Annotated in this window: 16 protein-coding genes; 2 read left to right on the top strand and 14 right to left on the bottom strand. The window is 68.0% G+C overall.

The features are described 5' to 3' along the window. Positions 1-5: 5 nt before the first annotated feature. The 3 genes from DL991_RS26770 to DL991_RS26760 are packed head-to-tail and all read right to left on the bottom strand — an operon-like array spanning position 6 to position 1,545. Positions 6-974: a hypothetical protein gene (locus DL991_RS26770; RefSeq protein WP_125787103.1), complete on the bottom strand. Its 969-nt coding sequence runs from the start codon at positions 972-974 to the stop codon at positions 6-8. Between the two features lie 51 nt (positions 975-1,025). Continuing rightward, positions 1,026-1,232, bottom strand: a complete 207-nt coding sequence (locus DL991_RS26765) for a heavy-metal-associated domain-containing protein (protein ID WP_125787102.1) — start codon at positions 1,230-1,232, stop codon at positions 1,026-1,028. Between the two features lie 31 nt (positions 1,233-1,263). Further along, a complete protein-coding gene (locus DL991_RS26760) occupies positions 1,264-1,545 on the bottom strand; it encodes a metal-sensitive transcriptional regulator (protein WP_125787101.1) in 282 nt (93 codons plus the stop codon). Positions 1,546-1,722: 177 nt separating this feature from the next. Between DL991_RS26760 and DL991_RS26755 the strand changes: the two genes are divergently transcribed. Next, the gene (locus DL991_RS26755; RefSeq protein ID WP_125787100.1) at positions 1,723-2,004 is read left to right on the top strand and encodes a metal-sensitive transcriptional regulator; all 282 of its coding nucleotides are present in this window, start codon (positions 1,723-1,725) and stop codon (positions 2,002-2,004) included. A 51-nt stretch (positions 2,005-2,055) separates the two neighbouring features. Here DL991_RS26755 and DL991_RS26750 read toward each other — a convergent pair whose 3' ends face one another. The 6 genes from DL991_RS26750 to DL991_RS26725 form a co-directional block, all read right to left on the bottom strand. Continuing rightward, on the bottom strand, positions 2,056-2,253 hold the full coding sequence (locus DL991_RS26750) for a CDGSH iron-sulfur domain-containing protein (protein WP_233599001.1): 198 nt from the start codon (positions 2,251-2,253) through the stop codon (positions 2,056-2,058). A gap of 20 nt (positions 2,254-2,273) precedes the next feature. After that, a complete protein-coding gene (locus tag DL991_RS26745; protein ID WP_125787098.1) occupies positions 2,274-2,480 on the bottom strand; it encodes a heavy-metal-associated domain-containing protein in 207 nt (68 codons plus the stop codon). A gap of 323 nt (positions 2,481-2,803) precedes the next feature. Continuing rightward, on the bottom strand, positions 2,804-4,333 hold the full coding sequence (locus DL991_RS26740) for a S8 family peptidase (RefSeq protein ID WP_125787097.1): 1,530 nt from the start codon (positions 4,331-4,333) through the stop codon (positions 2,804-2,806). Between the two features lie 27 nt (positions 4,334-4,360). Then, positions 4,361-5,821: a trypsin-like serine protease gene (locus DL991_RS26735; RefSeq protein WP_125787096.1), complete on the bottom strand. Its 1,461-nt coding sequence runs from the start codon at positions 5,819-5,821 to the stop codon at positions 4,361-4,363. A 25-nt stretch (positions 5,822-5,846) separates the two neighbouring features. Beyond that, the gene (locus DL991_RS26730; RefSeq protein WP_125787095.1) at positions 5,847-7,394 is read right to left on the bottom strand and encodes a S8 family peptidase; all 1,548 of its coding nucleotides are present in this window, start codon (positions 7,392-7,394) and stop codon (positions 5,847-5,849) included. A gap of 207 nt (positions 7,395-7,601) precedes the next feature. Further along, positions 7,602-10,352, bottom strand: a complete 2,751-nt coding sequence (locus DL991_RS26725) for a LuxR family transcriptional regulator (RefSeq protein ID WP_125787094.1) — start codon at positions 10,350-10,352, stop codon at positions 7,602-7,604. A 259-nt stretch (positions 10,353-10,611) separates the two neighbouring features. Between DL991_RS26725 and DL991_RS26720 the strand changes: the two genes are divergently transcribed. Continuing rightward, positions 10,612-11,583: a sensor histidine kinase gene (locus tag DL991_RS26720; protein ID WP_125787202.1), complete on the top strand. Its 972-nt coding sequence runs from the start codon at positions 10,612-10,614 to the stop codon at positions 11,581-11,583. Between the two features lie 223 nt (positions 11,584-11,806). On the opposite strand, the gene DL991_RS44025 is transcribed toward DL991_RS26720, so the two are convergent. From DL991_RS44025 to DL991_RS26700, 5 genes are all read right to left on the bottom strand, one after another. Further along, positions 11,807-13,228, bottom strand: coding sequence for a hypothetical protein (locus DL991_RS44025; RefSeq protein ID WP_158634451.1), 1,422 nt, complete (start codon positions 13,226-13,228; stop codon positions 11,807-11,809). Next, entirely contained in the window at positions 13,225-13,563 is a 339-nt protein-coding gene (locus DL991_RS26710; protein WP_125787093.1) for a type VII secretion target, read from the bottom strand. Before DL991_RS26710 ends, DL991_RS44025 begins: the two co-directional genes overlap by 4 nt. Positions 13,564-13,773: 210 nt before the next feature. Then, positions 13,774-14,208 (bottom strand): hypothetical protein, encoded by a 435-nt coding sequence (locus DL991_RS26705; protein WP_233598999.1) that lies wholly within the window; start codon positions 14,206-14,208, stop codon positions 13,774-13,776. Next, positions 14,205-14,513 carry a hypothetical protein gene (locus DL991_RS43460; protein WP_233598998.1) on the bottom strand — a complete coding sequence of 103 codons (309 nt, stop codon included), beginning with the start codon at positions 14,511-14,513 and terminating at the stop codon, positions 14,205-14,207. Before DL991_RS43460 ends, DL991_RS26705 begins: the two co-directional genes overlap by 4 nt. After that, positions 14,495-15,427, bottom strand: coding sequence for a hypothetical protein (locus tag DL991_RS26700; RefSeq protein ID WP_233598997.1), 933 nt, complete (start codon positions 15,425-15,427; stop codon positions 14,495-14,497). The genes DL991_RS43460 and DL991_RS26700 overlap by 19 nt, the downstream gene beginning before the upstream one ends. Positions 15,428-15,681 lie beyond the last annotated feature (254 nt).

Here is a 15,681-nt window from a genome sequence, read left to right as displayed (position 1 = left end):
CGCGGTCAGCCGTGTCCGCCGTGGCCGTCATCGGCCGCCGGAGGTGGGGTTTGGTTCTGGGTGGCCGAAGGGGCCGGGGCGGGGGTGCCCGCGGTGGCGACGGTGAACTCGGCCGTGCGGACCTTGCCCTGATGCTGGAAGTCCAGGAACAGGCGGTAAGTGCCATTCGACGGGACTTCGGCGAAGAAGGTCACCGCGGGGCCGGGTTTCGTACGGCCGTCACCGGGTTCGCCGTCCGGGTGGACGTGCAGGTACGCGAGGTCGCCGCCGCGCAGGGCCACGAGATGTCCGTAAGCGCCGAGGTACGGCTCCAGATCGGTCACCTCGCGGCCGTCCTTGGTCACCGTCAGGGTGACCTTCGACGACCGGCCCGGGGTCAGGTCCCCGTCCAGGCGAACCTGGTAGCCATCGACGTTCGCGACGCGTGACGGCTGGTGCTCGACGGGCTTGAACTCCCCCGCCGCGGCGACGTCGACGCCCAAGGTCGTGGCGCTTCCGCCGGTCGGCTTGAAGTCCGCGAAGACGCGGTACGAACCCGCCTGCGGCAGTGCGAGCGGCACCGTCCAGAGGCCGCCCGCTCCCAGCTCGGGATGGATGTGCTGGAAACCCGCCGTGTCGCGGCGGACGACGATGAGGTGCATCCGCTTTTCGTGCTCGACGTCGTATCCGGTGACCGGCGCGCCGGCGGGTCCGAGAACCTTGAAGGAGAAGTGCTGGTCGGTCCCCGGCGTGAGCGTCGTGGTGGTGGGCGTGAGGGTGTAGCCGCCCCTGGACGACGCGGGCCCGCCGGGCTCGTCGGTCGGCGCCGCCTCCGCGACGGTGCCGCTGTGAGCGTCCCCATGCCCGGCGTCCTCGCCACCGGGAAGGCCGGCGGCGCCGGCGAAAGGACCGACAGCGGTGCCTGCGGCCCAGGCGCCACCGGCGACCAGGGCAAGCGCCACACCGTAGGCGGAGAGCTTCGCAACTGTGTTCATCTCGAGTCCCTTGTGCGGGCCGTGCCCGCGGTCAAGGAGCCGGACCGCGAATCAGGCGGTCAGCTCGTATCCGGCTTCTTCGACGGCCGCGCGCACATCCGCGACCGCGGGTTCCTCCGCGCTGACGACGGTCACCGCGCCGGTCGGCAGGTCGACACGGACATCCGTGACGCCGCCGATCTTCCCGACCTCTTCGGTGACCGAGCTGACGCAGTGGCCGCAGGTCATGCCGGTGACGGTGTAGGTGGTCTCGCTCATCGTGGTTCTCCTCCGGATTCGTCGCACTGCTTCAGGAACGGACGAGGCGGGCGATGACGTCGCTCGCCTCCTGGATCTTCTCGTCGGCTTCGGCGCCGCCCTTGGCGATGGCGTCGGACACGCAGTGCTTGAGGTGTTCGTCCATCAGCCCCAGCGACACCGACTGCAACGCCTTGGTGGCCGCGGACACCTGCGTGAGGATGTCGATGCAGTACTTGTCCTCCTCGACCATCCGCTGCAGGCCCCGGATCTGCCCTTCGATCCGCCGTAGCCGGGTCAGGTATTCGTCTTTGCCTTGCGTGTATCCGTGCATCTCTCGTCCTCCTGAAACCGACTCTACATACCCTAGGGGGGTAGGGCAACCAGCATACCCCCGTGGCGTATGTCACGGGGCGCTTCGGACGTCGTCACCCCGCTCACCCGGCAGCGCGGGCCACCCTTCAGCGGGCATGATTGGGGCGTTGACGGATTCCGGACTCGAGGAGTGAGCGTGGTTGGTCACGGCGCCGGCACGGAAAGCCAGCTCAAGCGCCTTCGGCGCATCGAGGGGCAGATCCGCGGACTGCAGAAAATGGTCGAAGAGGACAAGTACTGCATCGATGTCCTCACTCAGGTCTCCGCGGCGACCCGGGCACTGAAGTCGTTCTCCCTCGAACTCCTCGATCAGCACATGGCAAGCTGCGTTGTCGACGCCGCGGCGAAGGGCGGCGCCGAGGCGGACCGGAAGATCCGCGAAGCCTCCGAAGCGATCGCGCGCCTGGTCCGCTCCTAAGGTTCAACGCAGCGAGCGGGCGGGTGACGTTTCATGTCACCCGCCCGCTCGCTAATCGCCCTTGAACCCGACCCGGACATGGGCGCCGTCACAGAACGGCTTCTTCGCCGAATGTCCGCACCGGCACAGCAGTTGAGTACGCCCGCCGATCTCGTATTCGTTGTTGTCGTGGTCGACCAGCCGGACGGGCCCTTTCACCTGATACGGCCCGTTGTTCACGACTTTGACGACGACAGCCGGCTCAGCCACGTTCTCCTCGGCCATCGACGTCAGCCGACCACCTCATAGCCCGCCTTTTCGACCGCGGACCGCACCAATCGCGCGTCGAGCGGCTGATCGCTCACGACGGTCACCTCCCCGGTGGCGATGTCGGCATCGACGTCACTGACCCCGGCGACGCCGTTCACCGCCGTCGTCACCTTGGTCATACAACCCGAGCAGGTCATGCCCTTGACCGTGTACACAGTGGTGCTCATCAGCTCTTCCTTCGGTTCGGCAACTCGATCTCGCGGCGATCCGTTCGCCGCCGTGCCGTCACCGTAGCATTACCCCCAGGGGGTATGCAAAGAAGCTTGCTGTCTACTTAGGACGCCGAGTACGCGGAAGGCCGGCTGACCGGTCACCCGTGTTGTGAAAGCCACTTTCGCAACCTTGAAGGTCGCGAAAGTGGCTTTCACAACACGCTCAAGCCGACTCCCCCATGAGGCGATCATGGTCTCTCCGGTGCGCCCAATGTGGCATTGGTGGCGCTGAGCGTCCCCAATGCCACATTGGGCGCACCTCTCTCACCCCACCCTGGTCAGAACGTGAGGGTGAATCCGTCGATCGAACCCGTGTCGAACCTGTAGACGTCCTGGGCGCTCAGCTTCCAGGTCCCGTTGGCGTTCTCGCCGGAGGCGTCGACCGTGTAGGTCTCGTGCACTCCCGAAGCACTGCCCGTGCCGCCCGAGTTCTTGAGGCGGTAGGTCTTGCCGCTGGGCCCGATCAGGTCCAGCGCCAGGTCTGCGGAGTAGGTGTGGCTGATGTCCACCTTGACCGGCAGCGTCGAGGACGCCCTCCCGTCACATCCTTCCTGGGTGATCGAGCTCGTCACCGCGGCACCGGCGTCCGGAATCGCCACCGGGGTGGTGTTCGACTTCGCGCCGCACGTCGGCGCCGGGCCGCCGCCACCGATGAACGACACGTTCAGCAGTTTGTTCAGCGAGCCGCTGCCGGGATTCTTGACGACGCCGTCGGACGCGTTGCCGACCAGTGCGTCCCGCACCTGCTTCGGCGTCGCCGACGGGTTGGCCGCCAGGTAGAGCGCGGCCGCGCCGACGACATGCGGCGTCGCCATGGAGGTGCCGTTCATGACCGCGGTCCCGCCGTTGCTCGGGCTCAGCGACGTGATGTTGGAGCCCGGCGCGAAGATGTCCGTGCACGAACCGTAGTTCGAGAACGACGACCGGTTGTCGCTGGAGTCCGTGGCGTTCACCGTGATGGCTTCCGGCACCCGCGCGGGGCTGGTGTTGCAGGCGTCGGTCGACGCGTTGCCGGACGCGACGCCGTAGACGACGCCCGACGCGATCGACTTCTTGAGCGCGTCGTCACCCACACCGGGCGCGTCCATGGTGAGGCTCATGTTCGCCACGGCCGGCTTCTTAGCGTTGGCCGTCACCCAGTCGACGGCGTCGATGATGCCCGAATCCGGTCCGCTGTTGTTGCAGCCGAGCACTCGAAGCCCGACGATCTTGACCTTCTTCGCGACTCCATAGGTCTTGCTGGCGATGGTGCCGGCGGTGTGACTGCCGTGGCCCGCGCAGTCCTTTCCGTCACCACCCATGAAGTCCTTGCCGATGCTGGCCCGGCCTTCGTACTCCGGGTTGTCGGGGTTGATCCCGGTATCGAGGTCGTACGCGGTGACGCCCTCACCGCTGTTGTTGTAGGTGTACTTCTTGTCCAGCGGCAGGGCCTTCTGGTCGACGCGGTCCAGACCCCATGTCGGGTTGGCCTGCGTGTCGGTGCCGCGGGCGGTGCCGTCCTGGTAGACGGCCTTGACCGACGGGTCCGCCGCGAGCCGCCGAGCCTGCTGCTCGGTCATCTTCTTGACCGAGAAGCCGTTCAGGGCCGCGGACCAGGTGGACCGCACCTCGCCGCCGAAGCGTTCGGTCAGCGAGACCGACGCCGCCTGCGCGGTCACGAGGCCGTCCTTCAGTACCACGATGTACTGGTCGCCGTAGTGCTGTTTCGCCTGCACCACGACACCTTCGGCTTCGGCTGCGACGGCGTTTCCGATGCCCAACGCCAGTAAGGGGGTCAACGCGCCCAGAGTCAGCAGTAATTTACGCATGGATTGTCACCTCGGTGATGAGTACGGTCACTGGACGGTGAGCGTGTACGTGGCGGTCGAAGTCTTGCCGGAGCCGTCCTTCGCCGTCACGGTGATCGGATAGGTTCCCGCCTGGAACGGTGCGAAGATCTGCATCGTCGAGCTGCCGCCGCTGGAAATGGTCTGCGGGGTGAAGAACGGCGCGATCGGCAGGCCCGAACCGGACGCGGACAGAGTGATGGAGCCGCTGCCGCCGGTCGCGGAGACCGTCGTACTGACCAGTGAACCGGAGCGTGTGCTGCCCGAGGCGGGGTTGAGCGTCACCTTGAGATCGCCCGGTTCGGTGCCGCCCTTGCCGACGGTCAGCGTCAGCGTGGTGGTCACGGTGTCGGTCGTTCCCTTGCCGGACACGGTGATCGTGTAGTCCCGTTCCGGTGTGCCCGCCGCGGTCTCGATCGTCAGCTTCGCGGTGTCTCCGGACTTGATGGACGACGGCTGGAAGGTCGCCTTGGCACCGTCGGGCAGCCCGGACGCGGTCAGCGCGACGTCCTCGGCGCCGTTCTTGCCCGGCTTGCTCGTGATCGACGTCGAGACATACTTGCCGGGGTCGACCTTCACCGAACCCGGCGAGGCGGCGAGGGTGAACTTGTCGGTGCTGGGCACCTCGCCGATCTGCTGCTTGACCCAGTCGCCCATTTCGTTGTTCAGGCGGCTGTAAACGCTGTACCACCGGAAGTCGCTCCGGCTCCACGACGTGATGCCGACGACGACACCGTTGACGACGAACGGGCCACCGCTGTCGCCGGGAAGCACGGTCTTGCGGCCGTCGGAATACCCGGCGCAGATCATCGTCGCCGGGTCCACGCCGTTCTCCACCCCGGTGCACTGGTTCGCGGGGACGATCGGCAGCGTCAGCTTCTGCAAAGTGACGTCGGCGGGGCTGTCGTTGTAGCTCTTCTTGCCGTAGCCCAGGCTGAAACCGTCCTTGCCCGGCGCCTCGAGGCCGGTGTCGGCGGAGGTGGCGACCTTCGCGTAGCCGCCGGCGGGGACGGGGATGTCGCCGTCGGTGGTGATGATCGCGACGTCGTAGCCGTTCCAGGGCTGGGTGAACTTCGGGTGCAGCTGGTAGTCGACGGCCTTGAGCTGGGTGCCGCCGGTGCTCACCAGATCGTCCAGTCCATAGAGGACGGACTTCTCGCCTGCCAGTTCCTTGCAGTGCGCCGCGACCATCACCTTGCGGGGCGCCACGACGGACCCGCTGCAGCTCTGCCCCTTGGGCCGCGAGCCGCCCTCACGGAGGGCCGCGATGGCGAAGGGATAGTCCTTCACCGAAGCGGGCACGCCGCCGATCCCCAGGGCATGGGCACCGCCGGGAACCTGGACGTCACCGGTGGGGGCGATCGCCGACGCGGTCGGCTGGGGCGCCGCCCCGGCGGTTCCGCCGGCCACGGGGATCGACAGGGCCGCCACACCCAGTGCCAGCAGTCCGAGGGCTCTTTTCCTTTTCACGGTATTCCTTTCAGCAGGGAGGAAATCAGAAGGTCAGGCCGAAGCTGTCGAGCACGCCGGTATCGAACCGGTAGACGTCCTGGACACGCAGCTTCCAGTCGCCGGAACGGTTCTCACCCGAGGTGTCGACGGTGTAGGTCTTCGAAAGGTCGACGGTGCTTTCGCCACCCGCCTGCTTGAGGTTGACGACCTTGCCGCTCGGCGTGACGAGGTCGATCTTCAGATCGCCCGTGTACGGGTGTTTGATCGCCACGGCCACCGAAGTGCCGGAGGTTCCCTTCGCGTCGCAAGAACCGATGGTCACGGTGCTGCCCACCGCTTCACCGGCGTCCGGGACGGCGACGTCGTCGGTGCTGGTGCCGCCCGCGCAGGACGGCGTACCTCCGCCGAGGAAACCGGTGTACAGCAGCTTGTTCGGCGACCCCTTCGGGTCGGAGATCTTGCCGGGGGTGGCGTTGTCGAGCAGCACCTTGGTGACCTGCTCCGGGGTGGCCGATGGGTTGGCGGTCAGGTAGAGCGCGGCCGCGCCGGCGACGTGCGGGGTGGCCATCGACGTGCCGCTCATCTGCTGTGTGCCGCCGCCGTTGCGGGTCGAGGTGATGTTGCTGCCCGGTCCGAACAGATCGGTGCAGGTCCCGTAGTTCGACGACTGCGAGGAGTTGAAGATCGACCGCTTGTCCTGGATGTCGCTCGCGGCGACCGTGACCGCTTCCGGGGTCCGGGCAGGCGAAACGTTGCAGGCGTCCTGCCCCTCGTTGCCGGCCGCGACCGTGACGGTGATCCCGGCCCGGACCGCGCCCTGGACTGCCTGGTCCACAGTGGACGTCGCGCCGCCGCCGATGCTCATCGTGAGCACCGCCGGCTTCTTGGCGTTCTTGGTGACCCAGTCGATACCGGACACAACAGTCGACCACGGCGCGCTGGAATTGCAGCCGAGCACGCGGACGGCCACGATCTTCACGCCTTTCGCGACACCGTAGGTCGTGCTGCCGACGGTTCCGGCGACGTGCGTACCGTGGCCGTGGCAGTCCGAGGCGTCACTGTCGTTGTCGACGAAGTCGTAACCGCTGCTCGCGCGCCCGCCGAACTCGGACTGCCGGTAGTCCGTCCCCGTGTCGAGCACGTAGACCGTGGCACCGTCGCCTTTGTTGGCGTAGTCGTACTTCTTGTCGAGCGGAAGATCCTTCTGGTCGACTCGGTCGAGACCCCAGGTGGGATCGTTCTGGGTCTCGGTCGCGTGCGCGAGGCCGTCCGGTTCGACCGAGGCGACGGCCGGATCCGCGGCCAGCCGCCGAGCCTGAGCTTCGGTCATCCGGCCCGCGAAACCGCGCAGCGCGGCGTCGTAGGTGCGGGTGACCTGCCCGCCGTATTCCGCCGCCAGCGACCGAGCCTCGGCGGCGGGCGACGGCCCGGTCTTCAAAGTGACGAGATAGGAACCTGGAATCGCGTCCGGCGGCCACGCCTGGACAATGGGCCCGGCAGGCGAGGCAAGGGCGGGTACTGCCGGTAAGCCGAGGGCGAGTGCCAGGCAGGCAATGACCACAGCCCTTCCTTGGCGGAGACTTTCACGCATCTAGTCACTCCTGAAAGTGGGGAATCAACACCGGAGACGTGGTGACAACAGTGAGTTATCCGGAAGGCGAGAACAATAAGTATCACGTTCGGCGGACTACTCAATTAAATGTCAAAGTCTCTATAATCAGTGCCGTAAGCCCATTAAATAAGTGACCTCATCAAAGAAAAAATACGTGACGAGGCCAAATCGGAGTCGTTCACTGGTTCATAAGCGAGACAAATGCTCGCTGAGCACCGCCCGCGAAGGCAGATCGAGCTTGTTCAACGCCCGGCTGATATGGACCTCGACCGTTCGCGCGGACAGGAAAAGCCGTTCCGCGATCTCGCGGTTACTGAGATTCTGCGCGGCCAGACGCGCCACTTCGAGTTCGCGCGGAGACAGGGCCTGCCCGTAGCCACGGCGACCACGCGACGGAGTGGTGGGATCGTGGCGCGCCAGGATCCGGCGGCATCGCTGCGCGTCGGCGACCGACTTCAGGGAACGGTAGATGGTTTCGGCCGAGGTCAACGCGCCCAGCAGTTTCCGGTGGTCGCCGAGTTCGGCATAACACTCACCGGCGAGTTCGCTCGCACCGGCGGCGGCATGGGGGCGCGGCAAAGCCTGATAGGACAACGCCGCCTGGCTGAACAATTCGACCGCGTCGGCGGGCCGGGCCCTGGCGAGCAGCCCCCGGCAGAAGAGAGCCGCCGCATGGGCGAGCGGCGCGTCCCGTCCGGCGATCCCCTCCTGATACTCGGCGACCAGGCGTTCCGCCGCGTCGGTCTCCCCTCTGTCGACGAGAACCCGGACGGCGGGCGGGAGGAGTTCGGCCGCCCAGACCCAGTTGTTCTTTCGGCGCACGCTCTCGAGTCCGCTCTCCGCGAGCCGCGCGGCGGCGGGAAGTTCCTTGGCCGCGAGGAGGATGGCCACCCGCCCCGCGAACGCCGACGCCCGCTGCGGCACGTTCCCGGCCGCGAGCGCGAAGGCGGTGTCGAAGTTCCGTGACGCCTCTTTGCGACGTCCGTTGCCCAGCTGGTACCAAGCCAGCGCGAGCAAGGGTTCCGCGGCGAGCGAACTGTCCTGGCCGACGCGGCCCACCAGACCGAGGACCTCGGCCTCCACCTCCGGCCAGATGCCCATCGCGACGTCGAGCCGGAGGTCCGTCCCCGCCGCGAGCGCTTCCAGATAGGGCTGTTCCTCGTCGTGGACCAGCCGACGGGCGGTGGCGAGATACGTCCTCGCCACCGGGTAGTACCCGTTCCAGGCGGCCGCGTCGGCGAGGTTGATGTAGGTCCGGCTGACCTGCCTGCGAACCTCGGCGGACCGGGGCGAGGCCGGAAGCGCGCCGACGTCCTGCCAGACCCCGGGATCGGCTACCTGCATCCGGCCGGACACCCGGTTCGCGGTGACCGCGGCGATCAGTTCGACGTCGCGGGTGCCTTTGCTGGCCTGTTCGGCCTGGTCCAGCCAGCGTAGGTTCTCCTCGACCGGCACCGGCCCGATGTGCGGAAGCGCCAAGGTGATCAGCCCGCGGGCGAGGAGCGCACGCCGCCCGTCGAGATCCGCGATGGCCAGCTCGATCTCGGAACGGCCCGCGTCGACCTGCCCGACCTGGTTGATCAGGACCCGGCCGAGGTTGATCCGGATCTCGCCGCGAGCGGCCTTGCTCATCGGCCAGTCGTGCGCCGCCGTGCGCAGCAGCCGCAGCGTGGATTCGCCGATCAGTCCGTATGCGGTCTCCCGGCTGAGCCGGACGGCGAAGTTCTCCCTGCGTGCCCTAGAGAGAGCGGAGTCCCCGAGCGCGGCCTCGAGCAACCGCACGGCTTCGTCCGGCCTGCCCTCGGCCGCCGCCTGGTCCACGGATTCCGAGACATACCGCGCCCACTCGTCGAGCTCACCGGCCTCCCGGTGGTGGTACGCGACCCTCCGCGGTTCCGGCTCGTCCGAACAGGCAAGCAGCCGCGCGGCGCCGGAGTGCAACTGAGACCGCCGCGGGCCCGGGACGGCGGCGCGGACCGCGTCCGCCACCAGCGGACTGCGCACCGCGTAACGATCGTTCCCGAGGTCACGCAGGAACCCCGCGGCCATCGCCTGGAGCAGGTCGTCGACGATTCCGGCGCCGTCCGAGCCCGCCACGGCGGCGAGCGCCATGCCGCCCGCCGGCCTGCCGAGGATCACCGCGGCCGCCACGACCGCCGCGGCGCCTCGCTCCAGCACCGCGAACCTCGCGGCGAGGTCCGCCGCCCAGGCGGCGGGGACGACCTTCTCCGAGAGCTTCACGGCGGCCTGCGCGTCGAGTCCGGAGATCGCCTCCAGGACCGCGGTGACCGCGGCGGCCACCCCGCCGGTCCGGCGATGGACCCGCTCGGCGAGCTCGCGCGAACCGGTCTTCGCCACGACGTCCGCGATCCGCAGCGGCTTCAGGGTGCATCGCGCCGTCACCCCGGAACGGGGAGGCCACCAGACATCGCGCAGGATCCGTTGCTGCAGCCGGAGGGCGGAGGCGGTCACGACGGCCAGCCGTTCGGACGGCCGGGCCGCCAGCAGGCGGAGGAAGTCCTGGGTCTCCTCGTCGGCCTCGTCCGCGTCGTCGACGATCAGGACGGTGCGCTCCGGCAAGGTCAGCAGTTCGCGGAGCGCACGGTGCACCAGGTGGCGATCGGAGCCGATCGGCTCCGGCAGTAAGGCGCCGAGTTCGGGGAGCAAGGGGTGCAGGACCCCGGCGAGCGGCGACAGCCGACCGGCCATCCCCGTCCACCTGTCCGCGGCGGCTCCCAGCGCGTCGAGCAGCGGTGCGAGCGGCGTCGGATCGGGCACCCGCACGCAACGGAGCTCGATCACTGTCCGCTCCTGAGCAGCCGAGGAACGCGCCACCCGGCGGAGGAGCTCCGTCTTACCGGAACCGGGTTCGCCTTCGACCACGACGAAGGCGAACGGCTTGGCGATCTCCCGTTCCACCCAGGACAGTTCCACCACGGCGCCCCTTACTTCAGCGTGAACGACCCCGGCTGGCAAGCATCACCCCGGACCGCAGTGGTCGCCAGCTTGTGCGCAATAAGTGAGGGCACGTAGTGATTGGGACTGCTCCCGTAGCCGAGGGCGGACGTGCCCCGGTATCGCCGCGACTAGACTGGGTACGGAGAAGTCTGCAGTACGGGGTCAGTGTGGGAGCAGGGTTGGGACATGCCGGTGGCGCGCCGTGCGTCAACCTCCTGAACGGGGGTACCCGGTCAAGGTGAAGGCGACCACGACAGCGACGGGCACCGACCCGTTCGTCCACCCGGCGCTGTTCTACCAGGGGCCGGACGACTACCTGGCGGGCACTGTCCCGTTCATCCAGCAGGGTTTGGAGAGCGGCGAGCCGGTCGCGGTCTCGGTGCCCGGCCCCAATCTCGAACTGTTGCGGACCGCCTTGGGCCAGGACGCCGAGCGGGTACGACTGCTGGACATGACCGAGGAAGGCCGCAACCCGGGCCGGATCATCCCCGGCGTTCTCCGTGCCTTCGCCGACGACCACACCACCCGGCGGGTCCGCATCATCGGCGAGCCCATCTGGGCCGAACGGTCCGAGCTGGAGTACCCGGCGTGCGCCCAACACGAGGCGCTGATCAACCACGCGTTCACCGGCCGCGAAGTCACCATTCTCTGCCCCTACGACGTCACCCGCCTCGACGCCCGCGCCCTGTCCGACGCCGAAGCCACCCACCCGGTCCTGATCGACTCCACCGGAGAGCGCGCCAGCACCCGCTACGACCCCGACCGCATCATCACCGGGTACAACACCCCGCTGCCCGAACCGGCCCTGACCGAGACGGCCGGGTACAGCATCCTCGACGCCGTCACCGGCGAGGCCGCGTCCCTGGCCCACGCTCGCGCCGTGGCCCGTGATCAGGCCCAGCGTGCCGGCCTCACCGACGATCAAGTGGCGGACGTCCAGCTCGTGGTCGCCGAACTCCTGGCCAACAGCGTGGACCACGGCGGCGGGCAGGGACGGCTCAGCATCTGGTCCGAGGCGGACGGGCTGGTCTGCGAGGTCCACGACACCGGCCGCCTGACCGACCCGCTGGCCGGACGGCGGCCCGCCTCCCCCGGCCAGCTACGCGGCCGCGGGCTCCTGCTGGTCAACCATCTGTCCGACCTCGTGCGCGTCCACACCGGCCCGCAGGGCACCACGATCCGCGCCTGCTTCACCACCGAGTGTCACTGACGCTCGGTGCGGCTCCAAGTGTCGTGTCGGGTGGTCGGTCCGTGAAGGCCTCCTTAAGGGACTCTGGGTCCCTCAAGGAGGCCTTCACGGACCGGTGAACGTTGCTCGCCCGGCGGTCAGGTCGCTCGACGGCGCGACACCTTTGCCCTAGCCGAATCGCCAGTCACGATCCACTCGACCAGAAGGTATGCGAGATTCGCCGGGGCCCTTCACTCGGCGGAAATCAAGGGACCTCGTAGAACTTGTCGTAGTGACCCGGCGCGTAATAGAACTTGTCGTTGTCGTCCTTGACGATGCGGTCCGGCTTCGGCCTCTGGTTGTCCGGCAACGGCTTCCCGTTGAAGTCCGTGTACTCGTCAGCGTCCCTGATGGGTTTCTTGTTCTCGTACTTCGGTGTCGGGTGAACGTCGAATTCGTAGTAGTTGCCGTCGTACGGTTTCGTGGGCTTACCGTCCGGACCGAACGGTTGATCAGCGGGCTTGTTGCTGCCGCTCACCTTGCCGTTGTGCGGAAGCCTGCCTTCGTTCCCGACTTTGCCGCCTGCCTGACCGTGGTTCCCGTAGATCCTGCCGCCCCAGGTCGAGCCGGGGCCGGGGGTGGGCTTGTTCCCCAAGCCGAGCGAGTTGAGCTTGTCGTTGTCCACGCTGTTGTGCCAGGCACCGAACTGGCCGCTGTCCTTGTGGTCGAGGATCCACCGTTTCATCTTGAGCGCGGCGTCTTTCTGCGCCTGGGTGAGCTCGTCGAACTTCCCGAGGTTCGGCGAAAGATCGGGTTGCGGCTGGGGCTGGGGCTGGGGCTTCTTCCCCTTGCCTCCACCGCCTCCACCGCGGGTGCCGCTGTACTCGCCGCCCGGTTTCGGGCCGCGGGGTTTCCCGGCCGGTCCGGTCTTGCCGGTGTCGATCTTACGGAGCGCCTTTTCCGCTTCGGCGAAGATGTTCTTCGCCTTCTTCATCAGCGGCGCGAGCGCGCTCATCGCCTTGACCAGCTTGGTGACGACGGTGGCGATCTTGGAAGCGGTCTTCGCGATGGCGGCGGTGACCTGCGGCAGCACCCAGGTCATGCCGAGGCCGAGCGTCGCCAGCACCTGCAGCGCCCAGCTGATCAGCCTGCCGATCAGTTCGGCGATGGTGTCGCGGACCAGGGTGCGGACCGCGGTGACCACCTCACCGCCGATCCGGGTGCCGGAGGACGCGCCGCCGGCGGCCTGCTGACAGGCACCGATCAGGGCCGCGACATCCGCTCCCCTGGTGCGGTAGGCGTCACCGGCGTCACCGGCCCAGTTCGCGGTTTCGGCGACGACCATCGCGTCGAGGTCGGCGCTGAGCGTGCCGAGTTCCTCGGCGACGTTCTGCCAGGTCTCGGCGTGCGCCGCGATCTCGTCCGGGTCTCCGGCGAGCGCGTCGAGCGCTTCCTTCAACGGTCCGACGTGCTCCATCAGCCAGCCGACCCCGGCGGCGAGGATGGTGCCGAACGGGTCGAGGGCGGCGGACACCGCGTCCATGGCGGTGCCGACCGCGCCGACCGCGACGGACGCCCAGTCACCGCTTTCGATGGACGCCTTGAGTTCGGTCGCGGATTCGAGCAGGGGAACGCCGGACACCGCGGTGGTGGAATCCTTCGGTGTGGCGACAAGGGGGTTGGTCATCGCGCGGCCTTCTCCATCGGAGTCGCCGGGATCACGGCCTCGTACTGTTTGAACATGTCGACGCCCGCGGCGTCCTGCCCGGTGTAGGACTGTTCGGCGGTGCGCAGGTTGGCGGCGGTCGCCCGGACGCCGTCGATCGCGGCCTTGATCGAGTCGATCGTCTTCTCCTCCGCCGGATTGATGAACGGCGGGACGAACGCGCAGATCAGACCGTAGGCCTCGTCGGACATGGCCGCGGTGTTCGCCGCCGCCAGCACGGTGCCCAGCCGCTCGGCGATCCCGTCGACGTTCGCCGCGTGTTTCCCGATTTCCGCCGGTACGACCTGGAAGTTCATCCGTCACCCCTTCGAGACGTCCCGTATTCGGGCACGCCGCTTCCGCTTGACCATCGTCACCCGGCCTTCGACGTTGGCACGTAACGGAAAACGCTCGCCATCCGTCGGGGCCGGGGAGTTCACGCGGCCACGATGCCATCGGGCTCCCGCCCGCGAGAAAGCTCTGTGCGAAGGGACAGTGTTCCTTGCACGAAAGGGCACGGTCCTTTGTCAGAGTGGCTCCAGATAAGACCTCTCGGACCAATCGTCGTCCTCGTCGTCGCGAGGCGGACGGCTCGGCGCGGGTGGATCCGGTGCCACCGCGGAAAGCTGCTCGAGTTCGGCGACGACGGCGTCGACGTCCATAGTGGCCAGTTCGCCGACCTGCCGTTCCAAGGACGTCCAGGCTTCCGCTGCCAGCCGTCGGCGATCCTCGGCGGGCAGCGCGTCGATGACCTGCCACCAGCCTCGCGCCTCCTGGACGAACTCGTCCAGCACCGGGCCGTGCGCCAGCAATTCGTACGGTTGCCGTCGACCGGCGACGACCTCGCCCGCGAAGTCCCCGGCGGCGCCGCCGGTCGCCGCCAGCAGCCGCATGACCGTCTGCCGTGCCCGGTCCCCCTCGGCGGAGTCGAACGGATCGTGGATCGCGCGTTCTCCCGTCACAGCAGCACCCGCTTGCGCTTGGCCGGGCATTCGGCGTCCCGGTGCTCGTAGCCCTCCGGCCACTGCGGCGGATCGCCCATCGCGATGGTGGTTTCCAGCACCTCGTCGAGGGCCTTCTCCCCCGCGAACATGTGCGCCAGCCCGTACGCGGCGCTGATCAGCGTCTGGATGATCCCGACGATCTCGTTGAAGGACAGCACGAGATGGATGATGTCCAGCATCTCGCCTTCCTTCACGACTTCGACGAGCTTGCCTCGACGGCCGAGCTGGGACAGCGCTTCGCTGATCACCTCCACGACGCGCATCCCTTTTCCAGGCCGAGTTTCTTGCCCTTGGTGAGGATCAGCAGCGCGATGTCGATCGCCGAGCTGTAGCCGTGCCGGATCTCCTGCATCAGGTGGTAGGCGAGCTTCGCCAGCGCCTGGATCGCCAGGCTCGCGCCACGGAAGTACCGAGCCAGCTGCAGCAGACTGGAACGGTAGTCGACCAGCCAGTTCTTGGCCCGGTCGGCGCCCTCTCCCTCCCACGCGCCCTGGATCCCGAACCGGCCCTGGTCGATGTTGACCGCGGTGTTCTCCAGACCGAGCGCGGCGTCGTTGTAGAGCACCGCCTGCCGCTGCAGCACGGTCCAGTCACCGACGAGCAGGTCGGCGATCATGGTGATGAAGTCCTTGTCGGAACCGGTGAGCATCTTGATCACCTCGGCGACGTCGCCGAGGGATCCGCCGAGATCGAGCAGTTTCTCGCGCTCCGCCTGGGCTTTCACCGGCCACCAGGCCGGGTCGGCGACGGCCGCCGGATCGGGCCCGCCGTAACCCACCGGGAGGGCGTCGCGGAACGCCGCGGCACCGGCCGGGTCACGCACCTCGTCCGCGGGGACCCGTGCGGCGTCGGGCTCCGGGTTGAGCCGGTCCAGCAATTCCGCCGCCCGCGCGTCCACCACGCCGTACCAGTGCGCCACACAGCGCAGTTCGTGTCCGCCGCCCGCGGCGAGATCGGCCGCGAACCGCGTCTGGCTCAGCGCCGTGCGCTGCCACTCGTCCAGTTTCGGCCAGGCGGCGGCGAAAAAGCCCTCGCCGCTTTCGGTGTCGAATCCGGCTCCGGCGCCGACCAGGCGGTCGAACCACTGGCGATAGGTGTCGACGCCCGCCCCCGCCCGCAGGACCAGGTCTCCGAGCGCGCGCACCGCGGCCGGCTCGACTGAGAACCCCTGCCCCATCCGTCCCCCTGTTGCTCCGGAAGTACCCCTTCGACGTAGCTGAAGTTTGACAGGTTGCCGCGAAATGTCACATCACTGGAATGGAGTACACGGAGTGGCGCTCTCGGTGCGGAATTCGCCGTTTTGTCCGGTATTCACGTAGGTGTCGTCATGTCTCGGACGTCCAGTCGGCGCGGGTGGCGTTATCGCGTGATCGGACGGACGGCACACGTGTTCAGACGAACGACTCGCGGCGGAAGGCAGGTGGCGTATGG

The sequence above is a fragment of the Amycolatopsis sp. WAC 01375 genome (assembly GCF_003947325.1).
GTDB lineage: Bacteria > Actinomycetota > Actinomycetes > Mycobacteriales > Pseudonocardiaceae > Amycolatopsis.
This window is presented reverse-complemented; position numbering and strand designations above follow the sequence as displayed.

Bases quoted from the DNA above. Each gene is read 5' to 3' on its own strand.
- DL991_RS43460 (WP_233598998.1), bottom strand. From the start codon at position 14,513: ATGCGCGTCGTGGAGGTGATCAGCGAAGCGCTGTCCCAGCTCGGCCGT.
- DL991_RS26760 (WP_125787101.1), bottom strand. From the start codon at position 1,545: ATGCACGGATACACGCAAGGCAAAGACGAATACCTGACCCGGCTACGG.
- DL991_RS26700 (WP_233598997.1), bottom strand. From the start codon at position 15,427: ATGGGGCAGGGGTTCTCAGTCGAGCCGGCCGCGGTGCGCGCGCTCGGA.
- DL991_RS26745 (WP_125787098.1), bottom strand. From the start codon at position 2,480: ATGAGCACCACTGTGTACACGGTCAAGGGCATGACCTGCTCGGGTTGT.
- DL991_RS26740 (WP_125787097.1), bottom strand. From the start codon at position 4,333: ATGCGTAAATTACTGCTGACTCTGGGCGCGTTGACCCCCTTACTGGCG.
- DL991_RS26730 (WP_125787095.1), bottom strand. From the start codon at position 7,394: ATGCGTGAAAGTCTCCGCCAAGGAAGGGCTGTGGTCATTGCCTGCCTG.
- DL991_RS26710 (WP_125787093.1), bottom strand. From the start codon at position 13,563: ATGAACTTCCAGGTCGTACCGGCGGAAATCGGGAAACACGCGGCGAAC.
- DL991_RS26770 (WP_125787103.1), bottom strand. From the start codon at position 974: ATGAACACAGTTGCGAAGCTCTCCGCCTACGGTGTGGCGCTTGCCCTG.
- DL991_RS26765 (WP_125787102.1), bottom strand. From the start codon at position 1,232: ATGAGCGAGACCACCTACACCGTCACCGGCATGACCTGCGGCCACTGC.
- DL991_RS44025 (WP_158634451.1), bottom strand. From the start codon at position 13,228: ATGACCAACCCCCTTGTCGCCACACCGAAGGATTCCACCACCGCGGTG.